The following is a 24,604-nucleotide window of genomic DNA, read 5'->3' on the forward strand; positions in this document are numbered from 1 at the left end:
ACACATATTCTATTATACAAGAAAATTATTAATATTTTATTAAAAAAATCGCAAATATATAAAAAAATATATCCTGAATAGCTATTTTTATAGCATAATTAGGATATATTTACATATATTGGGTTATTTTGCAAGATTGTACATGGTTATTAGACATTTTTCTACGCAATTTTACTTTTCGCCACAAATATTTAAGATCTCATTATACAATTTTTTGTCGATGTAGAATCCCTTTCGTATCATATCGTCTACAACTGGTTTTACTCTTTTTATGATTCCTTTTTCCTTTGCCTTTACCAAAATCCCCAGCGTGCCACTTACAACAAGTCCTAAGCTTTTTGAATGCTGTCTTGCAAGGTAATCATCAATAATACACAAATCAGCATTAATCTCTTTAGCCAAAATCATCACTTCAACTTCACCCTTATGAAGGCTTGTAGGGAAAAATTGCTTTGCCTCTTCATTTTTTATCTTAACAATTTTTATAAAGTCCTCAATTTGGCAATTTTCAATAATATTCACTTCTTCATATACACCATAAGGGATATATACATTCTCGTAAAGCTGTTTTAAAAGATCCATTCGGCCTATATTTCGAAGAATTATAATCGGTGTAGAGTTTAAAACAACTTTACGCATTTCTTATATCCGCCGCAAGTTCTTCTCCACCAACGTAAGAAAAAATGCTTATATTAAAACCAGATAAATACTTTATGAAATCTTCCTCACTTACACCAGCAAGTCCAGCACATTGACCTAATGAAAGCTTTTTCTCTTGATAATATCTAACTGCTAAAGTTTTTTTCATCTCATCTATAAGCTCTTCTCCACTTTTTCCAAGACTTAATAATATTTCTTCAGGAATTTCTATTTTCTCTGTAAACTTCATAAAATCACCTTCTGCTTTAAACCTTATGATTATATTATATCACATATATCTTAAGTTAGCGGAAACATAATGAAAAAATAAAGATATAAAAAAATATATCCTGAATAGCTATTTTTATAGCATAACCAGGATATATTTACTTGTATTGGGTTATTTTGCAAGATTGTATATGTTTATTATGTCTTCTTTCGTAAGTTTAACAAATTGTCCGACGGTTGCCGTCCCATTTGACGTGCATTTGTCAGCCATCTCCTCAAACCTGTCATAAGGTATATTAGCCTCCTTCAGTGTGACAGGAAGACCAATGTTTCTAAAGAAATCCTCAAGTCTTTTTATACCTTCCAGCGCTATCGCTTCTCTGTCGGTAAATGTCAAGTCTACATCCCAAACTTTAACGGCAAACTGGACAAATCTATCCAAGTCGTGTTTATACACGTATTTCATCCATGCTGGGAATATTATAGCAAGTCCTGCACCGTGTGCTATATCGTAGATTGCGCTTAGTTCATGCTCAATCCTGTGTGATGCCCAATCGCCGATTCTTCCGGTATCCAGCAGTCCATTATGTGCAATAGTGCCTGCCCACATCACTTCAGCTCTCGCATCATAATCTTCAGGATTTTCAAAAAGCCTTGGAACATTGTTTATCATTGTCTTAAGCGTTGCTTCACAAAGCCTATCTGTAAGATCTACATTGCGGACATTTGTAAAGTACCTTTCCATTATATGAGCCATTATATCCGCTGCACCTGCAGCCGTCTGATACTGAGGAAGCGTGTACAAAAGCTCTGGATTCATTATGGCAAATTGAGGCCTTATGAGATCAGAGTGTATACCCTTCTTGTACCAACCATCTTCATTTGTTATGACTGCACTGTCGCTGGCTTCGCTTCCTGTTGCAGCCAATGTCAATATTACACCTACTGGCAATGCCTTTTCAATCTCAGCTTTGCCTACAAAAAAATCCCACACATCGCCATCATAAAGCGCACCAACAGCGATAGCCTTTGCGGTGTCTATTGCGCTACCTCCGCCTACAGCCAATATAAAGTCAATGCCATTTTCCTTGCAAATCTTTATCCCTTCATAAACCAAGCTAAGCCTTGGATTTGGTTTTACTCCTGATAATTCTATGTAATCCACGTCATTGTCTTTTAGCGATTTTACGACTTTATCGTAAAGACCTGTCTTTTTTATACTGCCACTGCCATAGACAAACAATACTTTTTTTGAATATTTTTTTGTTTCCTGGCCTACTCTATTTTCAGTCCCTTTGCCAAAGATGATCTTTGTCGGACAAACAAAATCAAAATTGTTCATAGAAATCACACCCTCTTTTTAATAGTTCTTTTGAAATAATTATACCACTGGTTTTTTAAAAAACATATTTTGATAGTACACTATGATAGCATCCGATATGTAACAACTAATATACAACTTCATATATTAGTTTTAGAACACGATTTATATTCAATCGTGCTCTAAATATTCCAAATGAGGTGGTTATTTTGCCAACTATTCAAATTAACCCTACTGACGATGCTTATATATCGCAGTATTTTCCTACTCAAAATTTCGGCAATTCTATTTCACTATTTACTGGCGAATATTTAAGGTTTGGAAATATGCCGGATGCTTACAGAACTCTATTAAAGTTTGACTTATCAGGAGCTATACCGTCTGGCAATGTGATGACAGATGCTAAACTGTATCTTTATGTAAACAGAAAAGATATGCCTGACAGCGTACTGTATCCACAGAATATTACAATCTATGAAAACTTAAATGACTTCAGTCAATCGACGGTAACTTGGAATACGGCACCTTTTACCGTCGTAACTCCTTATAGTTTTACTGTTACCGACAGCATGGTAGGAAGCTATATAGGAATTGATATAACAAACTTAGCATATAAATGGGTCTTAACACCACCTTTAAACTTTGGCATAACCATAAAGGGAATAGAAAATGTAGTTGACACTATAATAGGATATGAATCAACTAACAATGTAAATAAGCCATATCTTGAAATAACTTATGAACCATGTCCTGTATGTCCTACTGGTCCAACCGGTCCTACTGGTCCGACTGGCCCGACTGGTCCGACTGGTCCGACTGGCCCGACTGGTCCGACTGGTCCGACTGGCCCTACTGGTGCAGGAATAGCAGCTTACGGATATATTTACAACACAACTGGTAACACCGTCATTTTAGGTGGAGATGTAACATTTGACAGCAATGGACCATTAGTAGGCATCTCTCACACTGCAGGAACCGCACCTATAACATTTGTCATAGGAGGAACCTATAGAATTGGCTATACTACGACAGCTTCAGTAGCTATTTTGAATTCAATGGTATTGACATTAAACGGCACTCCATTACCTCAAACACAGTACTCCACAATCATCAATGCAACAGAATTAGTAGGTGAAGCTATAATAACAGTATCCGCTGGAGATGTCTTGACTTTGAGAAATACAGGCGTCGCCTTGACTTTGGCTTCTGGTGTTGTAAATGCTTCTATCACATTGCTAAAGCTTGACTGATATTAAAAGACATCTAAGGGTTTGGTTTTGCCAGCCCTTAGATGTAAATTTATTGAAATCAGATAAGGAGGATGTCTATGTGCCAGAGTATAACTATAAGTCTGTGCATGATAGTAAAAAATGAAGAACTGACATTGGATAGGTGCTTAACATCCATAAAAGATGCGGTAGATGAAATAATCATAGTTGATACAGGTTCTACTGACTTAACAAAAAACATTGCAAAGAAATTTACTGATAAAATATTTGATTTTAAGTGGATAGACGATTTTAGCGCAGCAAGAAATTTTTCATTTAGCAAAGCGACAATGGATTATATATTATGGCTTGATGCAGATGATTATGTGGAACCAGGCGATTTAGAAAAGCTTATAGATCTTAAAAACAATTTTGACGCATCTATCGACTCAGTGACGATGAAATACGTCTTGACTAAAACATCAAATGGCAGTCCATCTTTTGTAAGCATTAGAAATCGCCTTATAAAAAGAGCAAAAAACTTCAAATGGATTGGTGCAGTGCATGAATACCTTGAGGTCTACGGAAAAATTTACGATAGCGATATACAAATTATGCATGGTAAAGTAAAAAATACATCGAATAGAAACATTGAAATTTACGAAAAAATGATTGAAAGCAAAAAAGACTTTTCACCAAGAGACATGTTTTACTATGCAAATGAATTAGCCGAGCACAAAAGATATACTGAAGCCATCCAATACTACAACATGTTTATAGACTCCAAGAAAGGATGGATGGAAGATATACTGTATTCTCTCGGAAAGCTTGCTGATTGCTATGAAGCTTTAGGAGACTTAGACAAAAGGGATGAAGTGCTTTTTAAATCTTTTGAATACGACGTGCCAAGGCCTGAATTATGTTGTAGATTAGGATATAAATTTTTACAAGAAAACAAGATAAAGCAATCTATTTTCTGGTATGAGCTTGCGACAAAAGTCGAAAAACCTAATCAAGGCTTTGTAAATATAGCATGTTCAACATGGCTTCCACATATTCAGTTGTGCATATGCTATTACAGATTAGGTGACATAGAAAAATCATATATGCATAATGAAGAAGCGAGAAAGTATGACCCAAACAATCCTATGGTACTTCAAAACAAAGCATTTTTGGAAAGCATATTATAAAAAGAACAGGTCTTTTTACTTACCTGTTCTTTTGTACTTTACTCTATTTTAAACATCTTAAGTGACTCCATAAGCTCTTCTGCATACCCTTTAAGCTCGTTTGCCGTGCTTGAAAGCTCCTCGATTATAGCTGTTTGCTCTTGTGATGATGCCGAAATCTCCTCGGTTGACGCCGCAGTCTCCTCAGATACAGCAGCTATATCCTGCACAGCATCAACGATCTTGTTCTTATTAGCTTCTATCTCTTTTAAAGAGTCGTTCAGGCTGTTTATCATATCTGTCACAAACTTCAAGGCTTGTATAATGCCTTCAAATATCTCTTTCGTGTTATTGACGGAATTGCTTTGCTCCATGACGATATTATTGGCATTTTCCACCGTTGCAACTGTTTCATTTACATCATTTTGTATCTCAGATATAAGCTCTGATATGCTTTTAGCAGCAAGGCTTGACTCATCAGCCAATTTTCTCACTTCGTCAGCAACAACAGCAAAGCCTTTTCCAGCCTCTCCCGCCCTTGCAGCTTCTATGGCTGCATTTAAAGACAGCAAATTGGTCTGATCCGCTATTTGCCTTATTGTATCCACTATCTTTCCTATCTGGTTCGATTTATCTCTTAAGAAAAGAGTAGACTCTCTTACTTTGTTGTTAGATTCAATGCTTTGCTGCGTCTTTGCTAAAAGGCTTTCAATTATCTCATTGCTGCTTTCCGAAATCATGTTTATGTTTGTGACTTCGTCCAAAATGTTGTTAGAGTCCTTCATAGCTGTATCTATAAGCTTTCCAAGCTCCAGTGTTGCTTTAGCACTGCTTTGAGTGCTTTCAGCCTGATTCGATGAGCCCTCAGCTATCTGCTCTATTGCCCTGGCCACATCCTGCATTGTGGACGAAACTTGCTCTGATGATGATGCAATGTTATTGGAAATGTTGTTTACAGATTCAGCAACATTTTTTATCTTCATGACCAATGATCGTATTCCTTCAATCATGTCATTGTAGCTTTTTGAAAGCAGTCCTACTTCATCTCTTGATTTTATATCGGTGCTAAGCACAAGCTCACCTTTTGACGCTTTTTCCATCGTCTTTGATATTTTCCTGATGCCGCCTGTCAAAGTAGAAATAAATATAAATGCCAGCAGCAAACCAAATATGAGACAGATAATCATCACTGTTATCATTGTATTCTTTATTGAGTTTGTATCAGCATTTAACTCCTGAATAGTTGTCGAAACAACGCCGATCCATCCAAATTCGCTTAGCTTTTTGACGCTGGCAAACTTCAATTGGTTATTACGAGTATACTCAATCGTCTTATTGTTAAGTGACAAAAGCTGTTTGCCAAAGCTGTACTTCGTCATTTTTGTAAACATCTCAGTTTTGTCTGGATGTGATATTACAGTACCATCGCTTGTCATAAGGTAAAAGTATCCTGTATTTCCTATCTTTATGCTGCTTATGGCATCAGAAAGCTTTGATAGGTCTATGTCTATTCCAACAACGCCTGCTAAGTTTTGATTTTCATCAAATATGGCTTTTGACATGGTTATCTCGGGTTTGCCAGACAGGATGTCCTTGTAAGGCTCAGTAGAAGCAATAGCACCTCCTGCATCTAAAGCAGCCTGATACCAAGGCCTTTTAGTGAGATCTATGCCGCTAACATCTTGAACAGGATAAATGATGGTCTTACCGTCTTTAGCTGTAAAATACGCGTTCAATATGATCGAATTGTTGTCTTCTACACCTTTTAATTTATCCAACAAACTGCTTGAATCGCCTGTTTTTATGTAGTTTTTAAGGTCGCTGGAATTGGCAATATCATTAAGTGAAATCTCCGCATTTTGCTTCACCATTCCAACGTAATTGTCAAGCACTGAAAGAGCCGCTTGATTTGATTTGTCTATTCTGCTTTTTAAAATTGTCTGCGCTTCATTTACAGAAAAATAGCCTGTAATAAGAAGCGGTACGACGATAAACAGGGTAACCAATGAGAAAATTTTGAACCTTATACTTTTCACTGCCTTATCACCTCATGTATTAATTTTGCTCATAAATTGTTTATCGGCTATTTTAACAATAATCTTAAGCGTTTTTTGTATTTTTTCTCATATCAATTCCATAAATGCCGCCATGCTGCCGGTTGCACCCTTATCCCTTCTGTAGGAGTAAAACTCATAAGCATTGCAAGATGTGCAAAGGCCTGACAAAGTTATGTTCTCATCTTTTATCCCACAATTTATAAGCTCATAGTAGTTTGTCATCTCAAGATTTAACATCCACTTTCCATCGCCTTTGTCTAACAATACATCACCTATGTTGATATTTAATTTTGATATCTTGTCTGCCACATCTTTCCCTACCTCATAGCAGCAAACACCTATAGCTGGACCTATAGCTGCGAGTATGTCTTTTTTATGAGAGCCAAAAGCAGTTACCATCGTCTCAACAGTCTTAGGACCAATCTCTTTCGCCGTACCTCTCCATCCAGCATGCGCTAATGCTATAATGTTTTTTACAGGATCTAAGAAATAAAGAGGTGTGCAGTCAGCATAAAATGTCACAATTGGTATGCCTCTTTCATTGGTCATCAAAGCATCTGCATTTTTTATATCACTTATTCCAAAGTTTTTACCTTTGTCAGATCTATTAACAATTCTAATGCCATCTGAATGGACTTGATTTGAAAAAACCATATCGCTGTAATTGATATTTGCAACATGGCATATACGACTAAAATTTTCGTACACGCTTTCCCTATCATCGTACCTTGTAAGGCTCAAGTTAAGAGAACTGTAGGGCCCACCACTTACACCACCTATTCTTGTGGAAAAAAGATGTTTTACTTTCCCTGTATTTTCAAATTCGGGTATCGTGTAAAAGACGACGCCATCAATTTCATTTCTTTTAAATCCTCTATTCACTTTAATCAAACCTTTCTATATTATTATTGTATAAAAAAAGGACATCACTGTCCTCAATTCAACTTGCCTTTTTCTTTTTCTCTTCTTTTTTATTTATGTACTTGTCAGAAAACTTGATCATTGAAAGCATTATTAAAAAAAGCAATGCTACCGTCAGCACCCCTGCAACCGGTATAATTATAATATACTTTTCCATCATTGACCTCTCCCTTTTTAACCTTATACATACATTATACTATAATCGTATACAAATTTGTTTACTTTTTTAAAAAAAATAATGCAGATTTCTCTGCATTATTTAAGTTCTACAAGCTCATAATCTGTAGTACCCATTCCAAGCTCTTCACCATATTTAAATTGTATATCTCCTCTCGTCTCAGGATGAACAGCGGCAAATTTGTCATCACCTTCATTAAGCCCTCTGCCTAAATCTCCTAATGCAGAATGTGGATTTCCTGCTTGTCTATTTACAAGGTCAAAGCTGGCCTTGTCTATGGCAACAGGGTCAAATGATGCCAGTATTCCTATATCCTGTACAATAGGCGCATCGCTCCACGGTGTGCAATCACACAATGGCGTCACATTCATTACAAAGTTCATAAAGGCTATTTTGCCTTTTTTATTCATATAGGCTCCATAGGCGTACTCCGTCATTCTCTCCACAAACTCATCCATGTCTGTGCCCCACTGCGGATTTATGGCGTCGTACTGGCACATTGTGATGCATTCTCCACATCCGATGCATTTTTCAGGATCTATGTAAGCTTTGCCATCTACCAGTGATATGGCATCTTCCGGACAATTTTTGATACATGTCTGACAGGCAGTGCATTTTTTGCCTACTTTTGGGCTTACGGTAGAGTGCTGCTGCTGTTTGCCTGCTCTTGTAGCACACCCCATAGCAAGATTTTTTATGGCACCACCAAATCCAGCAATCTCATGTGCCTTAAAATGCGAAAGCACGATCATGGAATTGGCATTGACTATGTTAGACGATATTTTTACCGTCTTAAAGTGCTTCTTGTTTATCTCTACTTCATCCGCATCTTTGCTTAATAAGCCATCTGCTATTATCAAGGGTGCATTGACAACGGCATAAGCGAAACCATTTTCTATGGCTGTAATCAAATGGTCTACGGCATTCGCGCGGCTTCCCTTATAAAGTGTATTCGAATCAGTCAAAAACGGTTTGCCGCCGTTGGCCTTAACCTTGTCTACCACTTGTCTTACAAAGATGGGATTTATGTATGCGTTATTTCCTCTTTCTCCAAAATGCAGTTTTATTGCAACCAAATCGTCTTTCTTAAAAATGCTTTTAAATCCTGCTACGTCAAAAAGCCTTGATACTTTTGATGTAATACTTCCTGATGGCTTTAAAGACCTCATATTGTAATAGTATACCTTTGATTTCATCGAAATCACTCCTTTAATCACCAGCTAATTTTCCCTTTAACATTTTTGCACCTTTTTTTACATAACCCAATATAGAATTGTCCGATAGCATTATAATCGCAATGTAGACGATAGAACCCGCAAAAATTGCAGTTACTAATGATACGGCTTCGTAAATTTTTGTAGCCGGAAAATGTCTCATGACAAGATTGAATGTCAAATATGCAAATCCCCCCATTACTATAGATCCTGTAATTGCTTTTATAAACGAAGCTAAAATTTCATATCCCCCGATAGTGCCTATCTTCCTCTTCAAGGAATACATAAGCATCAACGATGTTAAAGTTGCTGCAACGGACGTAGACAATGCAAGTCCTCCTAATGCAAGATATCTTACGATAATTAGATTAAGTCCTATATTTACTAAAACGGCAATTGCACCATTTACCATCGGCGTCTTGGTATCTTTTAAAGAATAAAAGCCTCTGCTTAGGACATTTCTAAGCCCATTGGCTGTCATGCCTAAACTTAAAAACATGAAAGCAATAGAAGTAAGATAAGTTGATCTTTCGTTAAAGGCTCCTCTCTCAAACAAGATCCTTATAATCGGGTACCTAAATATTATGGCACCTACTGTTACTGGAATCATGATGTAGAGTATCGCTTTAACTGCCATCTTTATGCCTTTTTTAAACTCATCTATGTTGTTAGCCGCAAAGTGCTTTGAAAGCATCGGATATATTACAATTGCGATTGCCATTGAAAATATGTCAAAGCCTATGAGCCTATTTGCATAGTTTAGAGCTGCAATGCTGCCTGATGGCAAATATGACGCTATCATCCTGTCAACGTAGGTGTTTATAACTTGTATTGATGTTCCAACGAGAACAGGCATTGCCAATATGATTACTCTTTTTACCCCTTCATCTTTCAAATCCAGCACAAATCTGTACCTGAAGCCAAACTTATAAAGGACCGGAAGCTGCATAATCACCTGAATGATAGACCCTGCCACAGTTGCTACAGCTACACCATATATACCGTATTTAGCTCCGTATAAAAGTGCTACACCTATTATGATGATGTTGTACGGTATGCCTATCATTGCAGGTACAGAAAAATGGTCAAGTGATTGCAAAACACCTGTTATGATATTTGACACTAACACAAATACCATCACAGGCATCAAAATCATCGTAAGCTTCAATGTAGCGTGGTAGACATCACCTTTAAATCCCGGTGCCATTATTTTGACTAAAATCGGCGCCATCACTATGCCTACTGACGCAAAGATAACTGTCAATAGAATCAAAGCATTTAAAAGGTTGTTTATAAAGTCAAAAGCCTTATCCTTTCCTTTCTTTGCAAGGTATTCAGAAAAAAGGGGTATGACTGTGGTACCGATAGATGCCGCAATTGCAGCAAACAAAACCATCGGTATGTTTTGAGCCATGTTGTAAGCATCTACGTATTTTGTGGTGCCAAATTTTGACCCTATGACTACCTCTCTCAAAAAACCAGTTATTTTGCTTATTAATGTTATAACCATCACAAGTCCTGCAGCTTTAGCAGTTTTTTTGACTGTTGACATTTAACGCACCTTCAATTTAATTTTTCTCCACCAGCATAAACGATATCTCAGCTTCGGCTGCCAAGTCACCATCTACCGTCGCAACGCCTTTCGCCTTTATGAGATTCAATTTTGACGAGATTATCTCAACTTCAATCTTTAACTGATCTCCAGGCCCTACTACTCTTTTGAATTTGCACTTATTGATGCCTGTAAAAAGCCCTATCATGTTATTATTGTCTTTCCCGTGCATAACGGTTATTCCACCAAGCTGCGCCATAGCCTCTACAATAAGTACACCCGGCATAATGGGATTCCCCGGAAAATGCCCTTGAAAAAAAGGTTCATTTGCAGAGACGTTTTTTATGCCTACGGCTTTCTTACCATCTTCAATCTCCAACACTTTATCAATCATCAAAAACGGATACCTGTGGGGTATGACCTCCCTGATTTCTTTATTATCTATCATCTAATCCACTCCTACTTTTGCTTTTTACTATGATTATACCATATAGGATGAAAATATGAAAATTGCGCAACTAAAAATGTTATTTTGATGCGCTTTTTACCTGCTATAATTATAAATATATGTTATAATTGTATTTGAGGTAGCCTGTAGCAGGGTGCGGTTGCCACTCTCCTTAAAAGGAGGTGGTTGCTATGATGAATACATACGAGACATTGTCTTTGATGATAATGTTCGGAATGTTAATTATAGCGATTCTCGGCTTTAAAAGAGAAAAATAACCGCCCTGCTAGCACCAGTGCGGTTATGGTTTAAACCTTAACTTATCTGGGCAACCGCATTTTGCGGACGGTTACCTCTTTATCTATATTATATCACATTCTTTGAAAAAATAAACAAAAAAATAAAAGAGACAGAGATTTCGCATCAAAATTCCAGCAAAAAATTTATCTCTACAAGAATTTTTATATTTTACATCTAGTTGAATATATGGTAATAGTAAATCCATTTAGATGCTAAAAAAGTTGCACTTTCCCCTTACCCCATGAATTTTAATAATGAATTCCCAGTTTTGTTTCAAATTATGTCTTCACAAACAGTGGATTACTCCATCCAGTTTCTATGATAAATATCTCATCTTTTATATCTTCAATAATATCTATTTGAAGCATATGCTTTTCCCTAAAAGTTCTTATACACCTGAAGAAATATAATTGCATCAAATTAAATGCTATTATTATAAACATTAACACAGTTTCTACACCCTCAGGACTGTGCAGAAAACAGTGATTTAAGTGCCATTCTGTTTTTAATTGATGAAAAGCATTGTTTTCAATTTCCCATCTTTTATGTATTATTTTCCATAGAGTTTCTACTGAAGTAACTTTAGAGGTAGTTATTATCCATGATTCTTTTGTTTCTACTTTGCTTGAGCTATGTATCTCCTCTATAAATTTTATAAACCTTACTTCTATGTCGGAATTAGGCATTTGAAAATTGTCTTCGTCCCAGGCCTTTATTTTAATATAATTGTTACTTTTCAGAGATTTCGCATCAAAATTCCAGCAAAAAATTTATCTTTACAAGAATTTTTATATTTTACATCTAGTTGAATATATGGTAATAGTAAATCCATTTAGATGCTAAAAAAGTTATACTTTCCCCTTACCCCATGAATTTTAATAATGAATTTCCAGTTTTGTTTCAAATTATGTCTTCACAAACAGTGGATTACTCCATCCAGTTTCTATGATAAATATCTCATCTTTTATATCTTCAATAATATCTATTTGAAGCATATGCTTTTCCCTAAAATTTCTTATACACCTGAAGAAATATAATTGCATCAAATTAAATGCTATTATTATAAACATTAACACAGTTTCTACACCCTCAGGACTGTGCATAAAACAGTGATTTAAGTGCCATTCTGTTTTTAATTGATGAAAAGCATTGTTTTCAATTTCCCATCTTTTATGTATTATTTTCCATAAAGTTTCTACTGAAGTAACTTTAGAGGTAGTTATTATCCATGATTCTTTTGTTTCTACTTTGCTTGAGCTATGTATCTCCTCTATAAATTTTATAAACCTTACTTCTATGTCGGAATTAGGCATTTGAAAATTGTCTTCGTCCCAGGCCTTTATTTTAATATAATTGTTACTTTTTTTCTTAACAGTCCATTCTTTATCTGCTTCTCGACACTTGAATAAACCAAGTGCATCCTTAACTATATTAAGTCTTTCATCTTTAACCCTTACTACTGCATCCATCCCTATTGATAATACTTCTTTAATCCAAGTAGATTTGCAATATAATGCATCAGCTACTATAATGTCTGCAAAATGATGAAATTCTTTATGCAATTTTCTAATTAGACGCTTGCCTGCTGTGATTTCTCCTTCGTCTTTATCTGAAGCATCTCTTTTTGGTTCAAGCATTTCCTGACCTATGATAAGATGTGGATCAGAACCTACAGATGCACATATTACTGACCTATGAAAGTAATGAGTAATCCCGTCCTTTTGGACTCGTGTAAGACAATTATCACAGCACTTATTAGTGCTTTCAAATAACTCTACACCATCTATTGCAACAACTTTTAGTCCATCTATAGTTCCTTTTCTAAAAACCTTATTTTTTGTACTTGTCTTGATTATACTATTATTAAGTTCATTTAAGCCATCTAAATCAAAATTGCTTAAAACACGCCTAATAGTGTCAATACGAGGAATTTTAGTCTTTTTAGGTAATACTTTTTTAAATTTACCTTTTTTAAGCCAATGTTCCAACCTATTAAAACTCCTTATTTGAAGCATAAATCCAAATAATACTACAAAGGTAACTGTTGAAATTTTTACTGAAGATTTTGCTCTTTTATCTTTTAGGGTATTGATTTTTTCTCCAAGATGGTATATCTTAGAGAAGTAAATAAGCATTTGTTTTAAATAACTTTTGTTCATTTTATCAGCATCCTTTCTATTTAGGTTTTCGCAAAACATATTATAGAAAGGATGCTTTTATTTTGCAAATTTTTTTCTTTCAATTTCCAGTAAAAAACGGAAAATCACATATTTCTAGCTGCTCTTAGTTAAATTATATAAATCAACGTGTTTATCACTCTATAATTTTTTAAATGCGAAATCTCTGGTTACTTTTTTTCTTAACAGTCCATTCTTTATCTGCTTCTCGACACTTGAATAAACCAAGTGCATCCTTAACTATATTAAGTCTTTCATCTTTAACCCTTACTACTGCATCCATCCCTATTGATAATACTTCTTTAATCCAAGTAGATTTGCAATATAATGCATCAGCTACTATAATGTCTGCAAAATGATGAAATTCTTTATGCAATTTTCTAATTAGACGCTTGCCTGCTGTGATTTCTCCTTCGTCTTTATCTGAAGCATCTCTTTTTGGTTCAAGCATTTCCTGACCTATGATAAGATGTGGATCAGAACCTACAGATGCACATATTACTGACCTATGAAAGTAATGAGTAATCCCGTCCTTTTGGACTCGTGTAAGACAATTATCACAGCACTTATTAGTGCTTTCAAATAACTCTACACCATCTATTGCAACAACTTTTAGTCCATCTATAGTTCCTTTTCTAAAAACCTTATTTTTTGTACTTGTCTTGATTATACTATTATTAAGTTCATTTAAGCCATCTAAATCAAAATTACTTAAAACACGCCTAATAGTGTCAATACGAGGAATTTTAGTCTTTTTAGGTAATACTTTTTTAAATTTACCTTTTTTAAGCCAATGTTCCAACCTATTAAAACTCCTTATTTGAAGCATAAATCCAAATAATACTACAAAGGTAACTGTTGAAATTTTTACTGAAGATTTTGCTCTTTTATCTTTTAGGGTATTGATTTTTTCTCCAAGATGGTATATCTTAGAGAAGTAAATAAGCATTTGTTTTAAATAACTTTTGTTCATTTTATCAGCATCCTTTCTATTTAGGTTTTCGCAAAACATATTATAGAAAGGATGCTTTTATTTTGCAAATTTTTTTCTTTCAATTTCCAGTAAAAAACGGAAAATCACATATTTCTAGCTGCTCTTAGTTAAATTATATAAATCAACGTGTTTATCACTCTATAAATTTTTAAATGCGAAATCTCTGAATGGGTATAGTTTTACAAGACACATTTATTTTTGCTGGCACAATATACGACAATATTAAATATGGAAAGCCTGACGCCACATATGAAGAAGTTATAGCAGCAGCTAAAGCAGTACATGCTGATGAATTTATAACTCAATTGAAAGATGGTTATTATACACAAGTTAATGAAAGAGGTTCAAGGTTGTCTGTAGGTCAAAGGCAGCTTATATCTTTCGCTCGCACATTGCTTAAAAATCCTGCAATAATAATACTGGATGAAGCTACGTCTAGTATAGATACACATACAGAGATACTAGTTCAAATGGCATTGGAAGAGTTACTTAAAGGAAGAACTTCATTTGTAATAGCTCACAGACTTTCAACAATAAGAAATGCCGATAGAATCTTTGTAGTAGAAGATGGGAATATTGTTGAAGAAGGAACACATGAAGAACTAATGGCAAAGCATGGTAAATATTATGATCTTCAAGTTTCACAAATTAAATTTGCGGTATAGCGATTAGGACTTATTAATTAAGAAGATGCAGTTCAATGCTGCATCTTCTTTGTCATATCTTCTTTGACAATTGGTTGTACATTTCATCTGCCAATCCAAGCCCTGAGTTTTTCGCTATTTCCTGTGAATAATTGTCATACATCATTGTAGTAAATACATCTGTAGCAAAGTCATCACCAGTTAGCGGATCCTTTGGTATAGTATTTCTCATCTCAGTAAGCATTTGATTTACAAATACGGCTTCCAAGTCGATACACGCTTCTTTCAACTTTTGCTTGTCCTTATTGTTTAAAGCATCTTGTATCGCCTTTTGAAAATCGCCGGTATTAGTGTTGACATTAAGCTGATTCACCTGATTTACTTCATTTATACTGCTTACAGGATCTATGTTCATTTAAAACTTCCTCCAATTGTAAATATTATCTCCTTAAATTGTTGGCAATGCTAAGCATATCATCTGCTGCTTGAATAGCCTTTGAATTTAGTTCATAAGCCCTTTGAGCTGCTATCATGTTTACCATCTCATTTACCACTTGCACATTTGAAGTTTCTAAAAAGCCTTGACGGACGTTCCCCATTCTACCCTGAAAATCATCTCTTGTGCCAGGATCTCCAGATGCTGCTGTTGCCTCATAAAGGTTATCGCCTTTGTCCAAAAGTCCATCTGGATTTTGAAAATTGTAGATACCTAAAGTCGCTACATCCTGCTGTGTCCCATCAGAGTTTTTCACAGATATGACTCCCAGAGGTGATATGGATATATCCTTTTGGGTACTATCAAATGTTATAGGATTTCCTCCGTCGTCTAAAACAGGATAGCCATCAGCAGTAGTAAGTGTAGCAGTGTTTTGATCTACGCTTAACTTAAAGCTTCCATCTCTCGTGTAGTACGTATTTCCATCAGGGCCTAACACTGCGAAAAATCCTTCTCCGTCTAACGCCACATCTAAAGGATTATCTGTCTCTTGCAGGCTTCCTTCGCTAAAGTCTTTGACAATGGCAGATGGCCTTACACCAACTCCCACCTGCATGTTTACAGGTTTCCCCTGTCCTCCATTTACGTCTTCAGTCTGAAGCGTCTGATATATAAGATCCTGAAATTCCGCCCTATCCCTCTTAAATGCAGTCGTATTTACATTTGCAAGATTATTTGAAATCACATCAACATTAAGCTGCTGGGCATTCATGCCTGATGCAGCAGACCACAATGCTCTTATCACTTATACCACCTCTTTTTATACTTTTCCAACTTCGTTTACACTTTTATCAAGTGTTTCATCGAATGCAGACACTGACTTTTGATTTGCCTCATAAGTCCTCATTGCGCTTATCATAGTCACCATCTCATCTACTGGATTTACGTTTGAACCCTCTAAATAACCCTGCTTTACTTTTGAAGTCGCAGGTATAGCTTGTCCACCAGTTGTGAAAAACAGGTTGTTGCCTTCTTTTCTGAGTGTATTGTAATTTGCAAAATCCACTATGTTTAACTTATCAACAACTTGCCCATTTACGCTTATGTTTCCAGACTCATCAACGGATATATCTCCGTTATTAAGCTGTATAGGGCCATTCTGCCCTAAAACGTAGTATCCATCTTTTGTCACAAGATACCCATTGTTGTTTAAAGTAAACGAACCATCTCTCGTGTACCTTACGCCACTTGGCGTGCTTACAGTAAAAAATCCTGAACCGTCTATGGCAAAATCCAGCTTCCCATCGGTCTTTTCAATGTCACCTTCAGAGAAATTGGTGTTAAACGTCTCAACTAAAACACCGTAATCCATAGTACCAATGTTGCCATTGTAGGGCACATTGTCGCCACCGTTTCTTGTAACCATATAATCAGGAAAAGCCATCGTCGTCACAGTGTCCTTTTTGTAGCCTGCGGTATTTACATTGGCGATGTTATTTGAAAGCACATCTACTATCTTCTGCTGTGCTATCATTCCTGATGATGCTGTGTACAAACCTCTTAGCATACAAACACCTTCTCACTTGATTTTAAACGCATCAATGACAGTTTCGTGGTCTTCCATAAATGGCAAAGACTCTAATGCCTTTCCCGTACCTAAAGCCACACATGATATTGGATCATTCGCCAGTACGACTGGCACATCCATCTTTTCCTCCAGCAATTTGTCAAGTCCATGCAGCAGCGAACCCCCACCAGTAAGCACTATACCTCTATCGCATATGTCTGCTGCTAATTCTGGCGGAGTTTTTTCTAATACGCTGTGGACCAGATCGACGATATCAGCTAACGGCTCTTCCAGTGCTTCCGCAACCTCATCTGAGCTTATATCGAAACTTTTCGGAAGCCCCGATATAAGGCTTCTTCCCTTTACAGTCATATACTCTTCCTTGTCTTTTTTAAGAGCAGAACCTATGTTTATCTTTATTTCCTCAGCAGTCCTATCACCTATGATGATATTGTACTTTTTCCTTATGTACTTTATTATAGCGCTGTCAAAATTATTTCCTGCAACTTTAATGCTTTTAGACACCACTGCGTTACCTAAAGAAATGACAGCAACATCAGTGGTGCCTCCCCCAATATCTACTACCATATTGCCACACGGCTTCTCTATGTCAAGACCTGCCCCTATAGCTGCAGCTATAGGTTCCTCAATCAAAAAAGCTCTTCTGGCACCTGCATGTACTGCAGCATCTATGACAGCCCTCTTTTGAACCTGTGTCACCTCACTGGGTATGCAGATCATTATTCTGGGCCTCATTATAATTCCCCCGCCGCAGGCCTTTTGAATAAAATATCTTAGCATTTTTTCGGTTATATCATAATCTGAAATCACTCCAGCACTCATTGGCCTGACAGCTATAATATCCCCCGGCGTCCTGCCTACCATTCTTTTTGCCTCATCGCCTATTGCAAGTACTTTGCCTGTATTTCTATCGATGGCCACAACAGATGGCTCGTTTAAGACGATCCCCTCATCCTTCATATAGACAAGTACAGATGCCGTGCCGAGGTCAATTCCAATATCTTTTGATAAAGCAAACATCTAAACACACCTTTCTTCTGTTTTTCGACATTGTATTGGCATCCATATTCTTTATCGACACTTAAAAATAAATATTTAATAAATAAATTCGACAAATATTTCATAATTCCTCTTTTTAATATTAAATTTTTATTTTCCTGACTTGTACTTTATTTTAGTGGCATTGCCACCTCTTATATGTCTTTCAGCCTTATTTTTCTCCAATACTTCTTTGACTTCTTGGTAGAGCTTAGGGTTTATATTCTCAAGTCTTTCTGTTACATCTTTATGAACTGTGCTTTTGCTAACACCAAAAACTTTTGCAGCTTCTCTTACAGTCGATTTGTTCTTTATTATATATTTCCCTATCTCCAATGTCCTCTCTTCGATATAATCTTTCAATACAAAAACCCCCTTAAGTATAGACCTTTCAATATATTTATATGCGGGGATTGTATCAATAGAATAAAATGACAAGCTTCAACGCAAAAAAATAACAGGGTTTTCCCCTGTTATCCTGATAATAAACACACTGTTTATTTGCTGAAGTATTGCATGGGGTCTATATAATTTCCATCTTTTAGTAACTCGAAGTGGACATGTGGATCTTCCGCAATTTCAAACTTAGCAGTATTTCCAACTTTTCCTATGACACTTCCTTGTTGTACTGCCTGTCCCACTTTCACACTGACGTCATCCTCAAGATTGCTATAGCGAGTTATATACGAACCATTTTTTATCTCTACAGTGTTTCCAAGCCTACTATCGTTGTACACTTTTGTCACAATACCGTTCATTGCTGCCACCACATCAGTGCCTAAATCCGCTTTTAAATCAACTCCTTTGTGGGTTGTCCATTCATCGAGAGTCTTTGAATATGTAAGCTTCGTCACAGCAAATTCCATTATCACATCTCCATTGACTGGTTTTATCAGCGATAACGTAGCATTGCTTTGACTCTTCGTATCCGCACTTGCTGTAGTGATGTTTGACATGGTATTTACAGCGTTATTTGATTGCGGCTTGTTCTCCACTGTCTTAGATGCTGTATTTGATACATTAGTTTTCGAGGACGATGATACATTGGTGGAATTTGTGTTTTCAACTTTCACCTTGTTTTCTTCTTTTGTCGTGCTATTATTCTTAGTAGTAGGGTACTCCGAAACAGTATTCTTTGTGCTGGAGTCTGTCTTCACAGTATTTTGCGTTGTACTAAGCTCTGCCATCTTCTTTAAGTTATTGTCTGTAACATAGACAGCAGTAACAGCTACGACAACTATGCACAAAAACAAAATTAAGTAGAATCCTTTTCTGTCAAAAAACCTTGCTAAATCGTCTCTATTTATCTTCACAAAAATTCACCTCCTTTTGGTATTTTAACCAATATAATTTAATTTATACCAAAGGAGGTTTCACGATATCTATGTAAGCTTAAGCTTTTCCATTTTTTAATTTTAAAAGGTTATCTATCTTCATTATTTCTACACCTGTATAGTAGTGCTTCAATATATCTTCAAAGTTTTTGCCATCCTCAGCCATTGCATTTGCACCATATTGACTCATTCCTACACCATGTCCATATCCAATCACATTTATCACCACGTTGCTTCCTTTCATGCTAAAGCTAAAGTTGGTGGAATTTAGCTGGAATAGATCTTGTATATCTGTTCCTGTAAAGTCTACGCCACCTATGTTCAGCGATAAAACGTGTCCTGCTTCAGTCCTTTTTACGTTTTTTATGTATCCTAATACATTTTTTGTGCTTATATTAGCTTTAGGCGTTTTGCTTTTTATGCGGTTTACAAATTCTTCTGATGATACTGTCACAGTCGTCTTAAATTTCTGGGCCACTTCTTCCCCTGGAGATGGCACGCTTTTTAAATAAGGAAAGTTCTCCTTCCACACGTTAATGGCGTCTTCCGTCTCACCACCGCTTATGGCATGATATACAGGATCTATAAGTGCATCATTGTAAACTATCACAAGACCTTTCGTGTCATTTACCGCTTTCACTATCTTGTCATGGTACAAATTGTACTTATCACCCCATCGAGATTTCATTACATCGTCTGATATCCATGCCTGACAGTGCTTTGAATCTGTGCATATATCGCTACCTGGATGAAGATTGCAACCTTTACCACCTAAAGATAATTCCTTCGAAAGTGCATACGTCCTTGCAGCAACTGCTTGAGCCTTTAAAGCTTCTAATTCAAAATCCGCTGGCATCTCTGCTGCCACAACACCTACAAGGTAATCTTCCAGATTCATCTTTACATTTTTGTCTTCATCCACCACAAACACATTAATCGTATTGTAATCAGCAGGTGCTTCTTCTACATTGGTCTTTATGTCTTTAAGTCCTCCACTATTTATAAGCCTGACAGTGCTTCCATGGGATACAACACTTCTTGCAGGCGCCAATCCTATGACGATTACAGTTGGCAGTAAAATAGTCGCAAAGACAATTAAAATAACCCCGTACGCAATATGCTTCATTATATCCTCCTTAATACAGGATAGTAAAGTATATGCGTCGGGGTAAAAATTTATGAATCAATAATTTATAACCTTCTGTACATAATCAACCGTCAGATCCTTCATCATGAAGTCTATCATGCGGGATATCATGGCTGCCGCTTCCTCCCTTGTCAATGTGTCATTGGCATCTATGTTGCCGTAGCTATCACCTTCTAATAATCCAATCTCATTTGCAACGTAAATATCTCTTTTAGCCCACGCTGGTATGCTAAAATCATCTTTAAAGCCTGTATTGAAATTGCCCGATGGAGCAAGGTTAGAAAGACCTAGTGCTCTTATGAAGATGACTGCCGCTTCTGCCCTGGTAAGTGGCTTATCAGGGCTAAACTGATTTGGCGCAGTTCCTGATATAAGCCCAGCTTGACTTGCTGCTTTTATGTAGCCGTAATTGCTGTCAGAAGTAGATACATCTACAAACGGGGATACTTCTGCAGTTTTAGACTTTGAGTAGCCCGTCATCTTCGGGACAGTATAAGGTGCCAAATTTATGGCTTTTGCAACTGCAACTGTAAAATCAGTCCTCGTTATAGGAAGTTTGGGGCCAAAATATTTTGAATCATTCGGGAAAATCTCCATGCTCATAAGCTTCAATATATCGTCATATCCCCATGTGCCGTTTATATCCCGTACATCCGGCACCACAAGCCTTTTTTCTTGCGGCACTTCGTCTAAACTTGCGCTACTTGATCCTGTATTTCTTCCTATCACATTACCACTTCCATCGAACTCTGGCAAATCGTATGTGTACGTCATGACGTCTTGTCCAGCTTGACTTAAAAGATAACCGCCCCTAAAGCTTATGTAGTTAGGATCATTTGTCACGTACTGAAGGTCAGAGCTTACAGTAAATGATACATTCACATTGGCAGTGCCGCTCCACGATATATTCGTATTGTTAGATACGGTTTTCCCTTCTATCGTGTAGTTAATCTGCTGTGTCTTTACACTACCGTAAGCGTGGCTATACCCTACCGTTTTGTCAGTTATGTCTACAACAATGGTTCCGCCGTTATTGTTTAGGGTGTACACCTTTCTGCCTGCAAAATTGCCTGCAAAATAATCTACACCTGGGTTTATCGATTTAATGTCAGAGCCATTGAAATCATAAGATGACAGCCTGTACACTTTGCCGCCTTCTGTTATGGTCTCTGAAAACCGGCTTAAAGTGGTATTTGACTGAACTTGATTGTACTGATCCTTTGGCGTGTCCACAGTAGTAAATGTCAATGTCCTTGTAAGCTTACCACCATCACTTGATGACAATTGATACCTGTACGTTGACGTGGTAGTTCCAGATCTTGTAGACTGTGATACGGTAAGTTTTCCATCAAATACGACAGGACTGCCTGTTATAAACACTACTTCTTTGTATTCATATTCATTGGCAATACCACCTTCATACCCTGCGTCGTTGGCAAAGGCGTAAACTGGAATAACCATAAACAATAGTATCAATATAATCATAATCTTCTTCATGCTGCATCTCCCCATTTACTGCTGTACAGTGACTATTATCCCCGAAGCGCCATCTCTCACTATGTAGAGACTATCTCCGCTATTTAAATCATTGACAGATATTACTTTGTTGTTCTTCACTATGACTGCCTTAGTAACATCTATAGAGTCTAAAGACGTATTAAGCTCCCAATTGTTGTTGAGTCCATTCCAATCCATCACATTGTCCAAAGTCAAGACATTGCCATTAACGCTGCTTAATACCGCTTTAGTCACCCTGTCTGTACTAACTAAAGGCCTTAAGTTTACAGCTATTGCATTATTATTGCTGGAAACGACGTATGCAGAATAATACTTAGAGCCGCTGTACTTCTGATTTAAAAATTGACTGTACGGTATGTTTGAAGGGCTGTTGCCAGTATTATCTACAATATATGTTTCATCGCCGACGTAAAAAATTTCGTCGCCATTGGCAACCCATTCGTTGTTGCTTAAAGATTCATCGCCGTAATCATTGCCACTGTAATAGTAGTAATTGCCAAGCGTTATGGAATCTGACGTCACGGTTATAATATTTCCTTTGGCGTAGTAGTATCCAGATGGACCATTTGCATCCAATATTGATATGAAGTTTGCCCCGCCACCTCTTGCAAATGAAATGTAAGCCTGACTTACCTTAGACAACTGGTCTTTTGGCACCAAAAGCCCATCATCCAATATGATAGTGCCGTCATTGACGCTTACCTGACGATTGTCGCTAAGAGTCACCGTCAAAGTATTTCCATCGTACGATATGTTGCCAACGTAGCTCATATTAAATCCATTTTGTATAGATACAAGTGTTGCAGTATCTGTGCCATAATGGTTTTCCACCATTATATATGCATCATATCCTTTGTACTTGCTAATATCGCTTACAGGTATTTTTAGACCATTAAGGTAGACTGATGCACCATCAAGACTGTACATGGAATAATCAGATGATGTATTCCATTGGCCTTGTCTATAAATTTGGACATTCTTAAGCTGTATTTTAGGGTTAAAGCCAGAAACTCCTGATATGGTCCCTCTTATGACTGCAACAGCCTTGTTGTAGTCCCCTTCTAAAAACACTTCATCAGGCGTATTGGAGCTTATGCTGCTGAAATAAAGCTTTATATACTCTCCGACTTTCAAATCTCCTACGCTTAGTGAACCACTTCCACCTTCAACAGGCATATCAACATTTGCCGTATACGTATTTCCATTGTCCAATGTTATTGAAACTTGACTGCTATTTGTCTCTATGTCGGCTATTTTTCCGCTGTCCTGCCTATCTCCAAGATTGACCTGACCATTTCCACTTAAATCAGTGTACACGATATCTATTCTTGTGGCTGTACTGCCAAAAACAGTGACTTTAGCTGTCTCCCCGTACTTTAAGTCGCTTATAGATGCATCAACAGAATTCATAGTAAGTTGTGTATTGTTATTATAGTATATTATATAGCTATTTCCACTGTCATCTATGAGCCTAAAACTTCCTTGCCAAACAGCATCGATTGTACCGCTTAAAACATATGAAGATGTACTTTCTGTTTCAGCAAATACCACATTGCTGCCATTTGTGTAATATGTGATTCTGTCGCCATTTGTGATTAATGAAGATAACCCTGCAACACCGTTTTTCAAAACTGCAAAGTCGTAATTTGCACTTTGCGAATTTTCGGAAATCAATGCAATATCTTGTCCACTATCATTTTTAATTTCGTATGTGTACCTTGTGCCGCCGTTTACGCTGTCTTTTTGTATGTCTTCGACATAGCCCATGTCTTTTGTGTATCCCATCATTGTATATGAAATATTAAAAGCCCTGCTTAATACGGCTGCCATCTGTTCCCTTGTGATGTAGTCGTTTGGCCCAAAATAGCCATTTGTGTATCCCGACATTATTTTCGATTCAATCGTCGCTTCTATGTACGGCAATTTATCTGCATCGAATAGGCTGCTATCTTTGTACGAATAGACGTACTGTGCATCTTTCCCATAAACAGGCGTCAGATTTATACCTTTAGCAATCCAGTTGGCTATCTCCTGCCTCGTGGCGTTTTTCGTAAAATCCAATGACTGCTCCTGCTTTGACAGAAGCCCTGTATTTTTAGCAACGGTTATTACACCTTGTGCCCAGCTATCCACTGTACCGCTGGAAGCAGTACCAGCAGCACCTGGTGCTCCACCAGATGCGCTGTTTTGAGCCACTTGCACGTCTTTCTCTTTCCCCATGAGCCTTAGTATCATGGCAAGTGCTTCTTCTCTTTTTAAATAACTTGCAGGATAATAAAGTCCATCTCCATTGCCTCTTATGACTGCCAAGGCTGTCATCCTCATTATATCGCTTTTTGCAAAGCTATTGCCTATATCATTGTAAGTCATGTTCGCAAATATTGCTGATGCATTGTTTACACCGGAATAAACCGTTGAACCGTAAACGGAAGCAAACAGCAAAATGGATAAAATTGAAACCACAGTGATTATTTTAATTAGCCTCTTCATAGC

General features: G+C 36.9%; 25 protein-coding genes. 4 read left to right on the forward strand and 21 right to left on the reverse strand.

The window, feature by feature from the left end:
- Nucleotides 1–171 precede the first annotated feature (171 nt).
- From THEXY_RS10900 to THEXY_RS10910, 3 genes are all read right to left on the reverse strand, one after another.
- Nucleotides 172–639, reverse strand: coding sequence for a PIN domain-containing protein (locus THEXY_RS10900; protein ID WP_013788891.1), 468 nt, complete (start codon nt 637–639; stop codon nt 172–174).
- Nucleotides 632–889 carry a UPF0175 family protein gene (locus THEXY_RS10905; RefSeq protein WP_013788892.1) on the reverse strand — a complete coding sequence of 86 codons (258 nt, stop codon included), beginning with the start codon at nt 887–889 and terminating at the stop codon, nt 632–634. Before THEXY_RS10905 ends, THEXY_RS10900 begins: the two co-directional genes overlap by 8 nt.
- A 150-nt stretch (nt 890–1,039) precedes the next feature.
- Nucleotides 1,040–2,209 carry an iron-containing alcohol dehydrogenase gene (locus THEXY_RS10910; protein ID WP_013788893.1) on the reverse strand — a complete coding sequence of 390 codons (1,170 nt, stop codon included), beginning with the start codon at nt 2,207–2,209 and terminating at the stop codon, nt 1,040–1,042.
- Between the two features lie 179 nt (nt 2,210–2,388).
- On the opposite strand from THEXY_RS10910, the gene THEXY_RS10915 reads away from it, so the two are divergent.
- Together THEXY_RS10915 and THEXY_RS10920 are read left to right on the forward strand one after the other, a co-directional pair.
- Complete coding sequence (locus tag THEXY_RS10915; RefSeq protein ID WP_230197591.1) at nt 2,389–3,438, forward strand: DNRLRE domain-containing protein; 1,050 nt, start codon at nt 2,389–2,391, stop codon at nt 3,436–3,438.
- A gap of 77 nt (nt 3,439–3,515) precedes the next feature.
- Nucleotides 3,516–4,586 carry a tetratricopeptide repeat-containing glycosyltransferase family 2 protein gene (locus tag THEXY_RS10920; RefSeq protein ID WP_013788895.1) on the forward strand — a complete coding sequence of 357 codons (1,071 nt, stop codon included), beginning with the start codon at nt 3,516–3,518 and terminating at the stop codon, nt 4,584–4,586.
- Between the two features lie 38 nt (nt 4,587–4,624).
- Here THEXY_RS10920 and THEXY_RS10925 read toward each other — a convergent pair whose 3' ends face one another.
- The 6 genes from THEXY_RS10925 to fabZ all read right to left on the reverse strand — a co-directional run bounded on the left by THEXY_RS10925 (nt 4,625) and on the right by fabZ (nt 10,932).
- A complete protein-coding gene (locus tag THEXY_RS10925) occupies nt 4,625–6,601 on the reverse strand; it encodes a methyl-accepting chemotaxis protein (RefSeq protein WP_013788896.1) in 1,977 nt (658 codons plus the stop codon).
- A gap of 87 nt (nt 6,602–6,688) precedes the next feature.
- Nucleotides 6,689–7,504 (reverse strand): peptidoglycan editing factor PgeF, encoded by an 816-nt coding sequence (gene pgeF, locus THEXY_RS10930; RefSeq protein WP_013788897.1) that lies wholly within the window; start codon nt 7,502–7,504, stop codon nt 6,689–6,691.
- Nucleotides 7,505–7,562: 58 nt separating this feature from the next.
- Entirely contained in the window at nt 7,563–7,700 is a 138-nt protein-coding gene (locus THEXY_RS12665; protein WP_168170199.1) for a hypothetical protein, read from the reverse strand.
- A 98-nt stretch (nt 7,701–7,798) separates the two neighbouring features.
- Entirely contained in the window at nt 7,799–8,917 is a 1,119-nt protein-coding gene (locus THEXY_RS10935) for a DUF362 domain-containing protein (protein ID WP_013788899.1), read from the reverse strand.
- Nucleotides 8,918–8,930: 13 nt separating this feature from the next.
- A complete protein-coding gene (murJ, locus tag THEXY_RS10940) occupies nt 8,931–10,487 on the reverse strand; it encodes a murein biosynthesis integral membrane protein MurJ (RefSeq protein ID WP_013788900.1) in 1,557 nt (518 codons plus the stop codon).
- Between the two features lie 16 nt (nt 10,488–10,503).
- Nucleotides 10,504–10,932: a 3-hydroxyacyl-ACP dehydratase FabZ gene (gene fabZ / locus THEXY_RS10945; RefSeq protein ID WP_195890961.1), complete on the reverse strand. Its 429-nt coding sequence runs from the start codon at nt 10,930–10,932 to the stop codon at nt 10,504–10,506.
- Nucleotides 10,933–11,129: 197 nt separating this feature from the next.
- Here fabZ and THEXY_RS12965 point away from each other — a divergent pair, with 197 nt between their 5' ends.
- The gene (locus THEXY_RS12965; protein ID WP_432416176.1) at nt 11,130–11,213 is read left to right on the forward strand and encodes a putative holin-like toxin; all 84 of its coding nucleotides are present in this window, start codon (nt 11,130–11,132) and stop codon (nt 11,211–11,213) included.
- 300 nt (nt 11,214–11,513) lie between these two features.
- Here the strand turns inward: THEXY_RS12965 and THEXY_RS10950 are convergent, their stop codons facing one another.
- The 3 genes from THEXY_RS10950 to THEXY_RS10960 all read right to left on the reverse strand — a co-directional run bounded on the left by THEXY_RS10950 (nt 11,514) and on the right by THEXY_RS10960 (nt 14,385).
- On the reverse strand, nt 11,514–11,921 hold the full coding sequence (locus THEXY_RS10950; RefSeq protein WP_013788902.1) for a transposase: 408 nt from the start codon (nt 11,919–11,921) through the stop codon (nt 11,514–11,516).
- Nucleotides 11,922–12,140: 219 nt separating this feature from the next.
- A complete protein-coding gene (locus tag THEXY_RS10955; RefSeq protein ID WP_013787621.1) occupies nt 12,141–13,394 on the reverse strand; it encodes a transposase in 1,254 nt (417 codons plus the stop codon).
- Between the two features lie 169 nt (nt 13,395–13,563).
- Nucleotides 13,564–14,385 (reverse strand): DDE transposase family protein, encoded by an 822-nt coding sequence (locus tag THEXY_RS10960; protein ID WP_013788903.1) that lies wholly within the window; start codon nt 14,383–14,385, stop codon nt 13,564–13,566.
- Nucleotides 14,386–14,573: 188 nt separating this feature from the next.
- Here THEXY_RS10960 and THEXY_RS10965 point away from each other — a divergent pair, with 188 nt between their 5' ends.
- Nucleotides 14,574–15,071: an ABC transporter ATP-binding protein gene (locus tag THEXY_RS10965; RefSeq protein WP_041592135.1), complete on the forward strand. Its 498-nt coding sequence runs from the start codon at nt 14,574–14,576 to the stop codon at nt 15,069–15,071.
- A 52-nt stretch (nt 15,072–15,123) separates the two neighbouring features.
- Here the strand turns inward: THEXY_RS10965 and THEXY_RS10970 are convergent, their stop codons facing one another.
- The 9 genes from THEXY_RS10970 to THEXY_RS11010 form a co-directional block, all read right to left on the reverse strand.
- On the reverse strand, nt 15,124–15,465 hold the full coding sequence (locus THEXY_RS10970) for a rod-binding protein (RefSeq protein ID WP_013788904.1): 342 nt from the start codon (nt 15,463–15,465) through the stop codon (nt 15,124–15,126).
- Nucleotides 15,466–15,490: 25 nt separating this feature from the next.
- A complete protein-coding gene (gene flgG, locus THEXY_RS10975) occupies nt 15,491–16,291 on the reverse strand; it encodes a flagellar basal-body rod protein FlgG (RefSeq protein WP_013788905.1) in 801 nt (266 codons plus the stop codon).
- A gap of 15 nt (nt 16,292–16,306) precedes the next feature.
- Nucleotides 16,307–17,053, reverse strand: a complete 747-nt coding sequence (gene flgF / locus THEXY_RS10980) for a flagellar basal-body rod protein FlgF (RefSeq protein WP_013788906.1) — start codon at nt 17,051–17,053, stop codon at nt 16,307–16,309.
- 12 nt (nt 17,054–17,065) lie between these two features.
- Nucleotides 17,066–18,094 (reverse strand): rod shape-determining protein, encoded by a 1,029-nt coding sequence (locus tag THEXY_RS10985; protein WP_013788907.1) that lies wholly within the window; start codon nt 18,092–18,094, stop codon nt 17,066–17,068.
- Nucleotides 18,095–18,223: 129 nt separating this feature from the next.
- Nucleotides 18,224–18,475, reverse strand: a complete 252-nt coding sequence (gene spoIIID / locus THEXY_RS10990) for a sporulation transcriptional regulator SpoIIID (protein ID WP_013788908.1) — start codon at nt 18,473–18,475, stop codon at nt 18,224–18,226.
- A gap of 134 nt (nt 18,476–18,609) precedes the next feature.
- Complete coding sequence (locus THEXY_RS10995) at nt 18,610–19,425, reverse strand: M23 family metallopeptidase (RefSeq protein WP_013788909.1); 816 nt, start codon at nt 19,423–19,425, stop codon at nt 18,610–18,612.
- A 79-nt stretch (nt 19,426–19,504) separates the two neighbouring features.
- Nucleotides 19,505–20,572, reverse strand: a complete 1,068-nt coding sequence (spoIID, locus tag THEXY_RS11000) for a stage II sporulation protein D (RefSeq protein ID WP_013788910.1) — start codon at nt 20,570–20,572, stop codon at nt 19,505–19,507.
- Between the two features lie 57 nt (nt 20,573–20,629).
- Nucleotides 20,630–22,090 carry an S-layer homology domain-containing protein gene (locus tag THEXY_RS11005; protein WP_013788911.1) on the reverse strand — a complete coding sequence of 487 codons (1,461 nt, stop codon included), beginning with the start codon at nt 22,088–22,090 and terminating at the stop codon, nt 20,630–20,632.
- A gap of 15 nt (nt 22,091–22,105) precedes the next feature.
- A complete protein-coding gene (locus tag THEXY_RS11010) occupies nt 22,106–24,601 on the reverse strand; it encodes an S-layer homology domain-containing protein (protein ID WP_013788912.1) in 2,496 nt (831 codons plus the stop codon).
- Nucleotides 24,602–24,604 lie beyond the last annotated feature (3 nt).

This window comes from Thermoanaerobacterium xylanolyticum LX-11 (assembly GCF_000189775.2).
GTDB lineage: Bacteria > Bacillota > Thermoanaerobacteria > Thermoanaerobacterales > Thermoanaerobacteraceae > Thermoanaerobacterium > Thermoanaerobacterium thermosulfurigenes.

Excerpts from the sequence above, each read along its gene's own strand:
- THEXY_RS10900 (WP_013788891.1), bottom strand. The coding sequence starts at position 639 with ATGCGTAAAGTTGTTTTAAACTCTACACCGATTATAATTCTTCGAAAT.
- THEXY_RS10905 (WP_013788892.1), bottom strand. The coding sequence starts at position 889 with ATGAAGTTTACAGAGAAAATAGAAATTCCTGAAGAAATATTATTAAGT.
- THEXY_RS10910 (WP_013788893.1), bottom strand. The coding sequence starts at position 2,209 with ATGAACAATTTTGATTTTGTTTGTCCGACAAAGATCATCTTTGGCAAA.
- THEXY_RS10920 (WP_013788895.1), top strand. The coding sequence starts at position 3,516 with ATGTGCCAGAGTATAACTATAAGTCTGTGCATGATAGTAAAAAATGAA.
- THEXY_RS12665 (WP_168170199.1), bottom strand. The coding sequence starts at position 7,700 with ATGGAAAAGTATATTATAATTATACCGGTTGCAGGGGTGCTGACGGTA.
- THEXY_RS10935 (WP_013788899.1), bottom strand. The coding sequence starts at position 8,917 with ATGAAATCAAAGGTATACTATTACAATATGAGGTCTTTAAAGCCATCA.
- murJ (WP_013788900.1), bottom strand. The coding sequence starts at position 10,487 with ATGTCAACAGTCAAAAAAACTGCTAAAGCTGCAGGACTTGTGATGGTT.
- THEXY_RS12965 (WP_432416176.1), top strand. The coding sequence starts at position 11,130 with ATGAATACATACGAGACATTGTCTTTGATGATAATGTTCGGAATGTTA.
- THEXY_RS10950 (WP_013788902.1), bottom strand. The coding sequence starts at position 11,921 with ATGCCTAATTCCGACATAGAAGTAAGGTTTATAAAATTTATAGAGGAG.
- THEXY_RS10955 (WP_013787621.1), bottom strand. The coding sequence starts at position 13,394 with ATGAACAAAAGTTATTTAAAACAAATGCTTATTTACTTCTCTAAGATA.
- THEXY_RS10960 (WP_013788903.1), bottom strand. The coding sequence starts at position 14,385 with ATGAACAAAAGTTATTTAAAACAAATGCTTATTTACTTCTCTAAGATA.
- THEXY_RS10965 (WP_041592135.1), top strand. The coding sequence starts at position 14,574 with ATGGGTATAGTTTTACAAGACACATTTATTTTTGCTGGCACAATATAC.
- THEXY_RS10970 (WP_013788904.1), bottom strand. The coding sequence starts at position 15,465 with ATGAACATAGATCCTGTAAGCAGTATAAATGAAGTAAATCAGGTGAAT.
- flgF (WP_013788906.1), bottom strand. The coding sequence starts at position 17,053 with ATGCTAAGAGGTTTGTACACAGCATCATCAGGAATGATAGCACAGCAG.
- THEXY_RS10985 (WP_013788907.1), bottom strand. The coding sequence starts at position 18,094 with ATGTTTGCTTTATCAAAAGATATTGGAATTGACCTCGGCACGGCATCT.
- spoIID (WP_013788910.1), bottom strand. The coding sequence starts at position 20,572 with ATGAAGCATATTGCGTACGGGGTTATTTTAATTGTCTTTGCGACTATT.
- THEXY_RS11005 (WP_013788911.1), bottom strand. The coding sequence starts at position 22,090 with ATGAAGAAGATTATGATTATATTGATACTATTGTTTATGGTTATTCCA.
- THEXY_RS11010 (WP_013788912.1), bottom strand. The coding sequence starts at position 24,601 with ATGAAGAGGCTAATTAAAATAATCACTGTGGTTTCAATTTTATCCATT.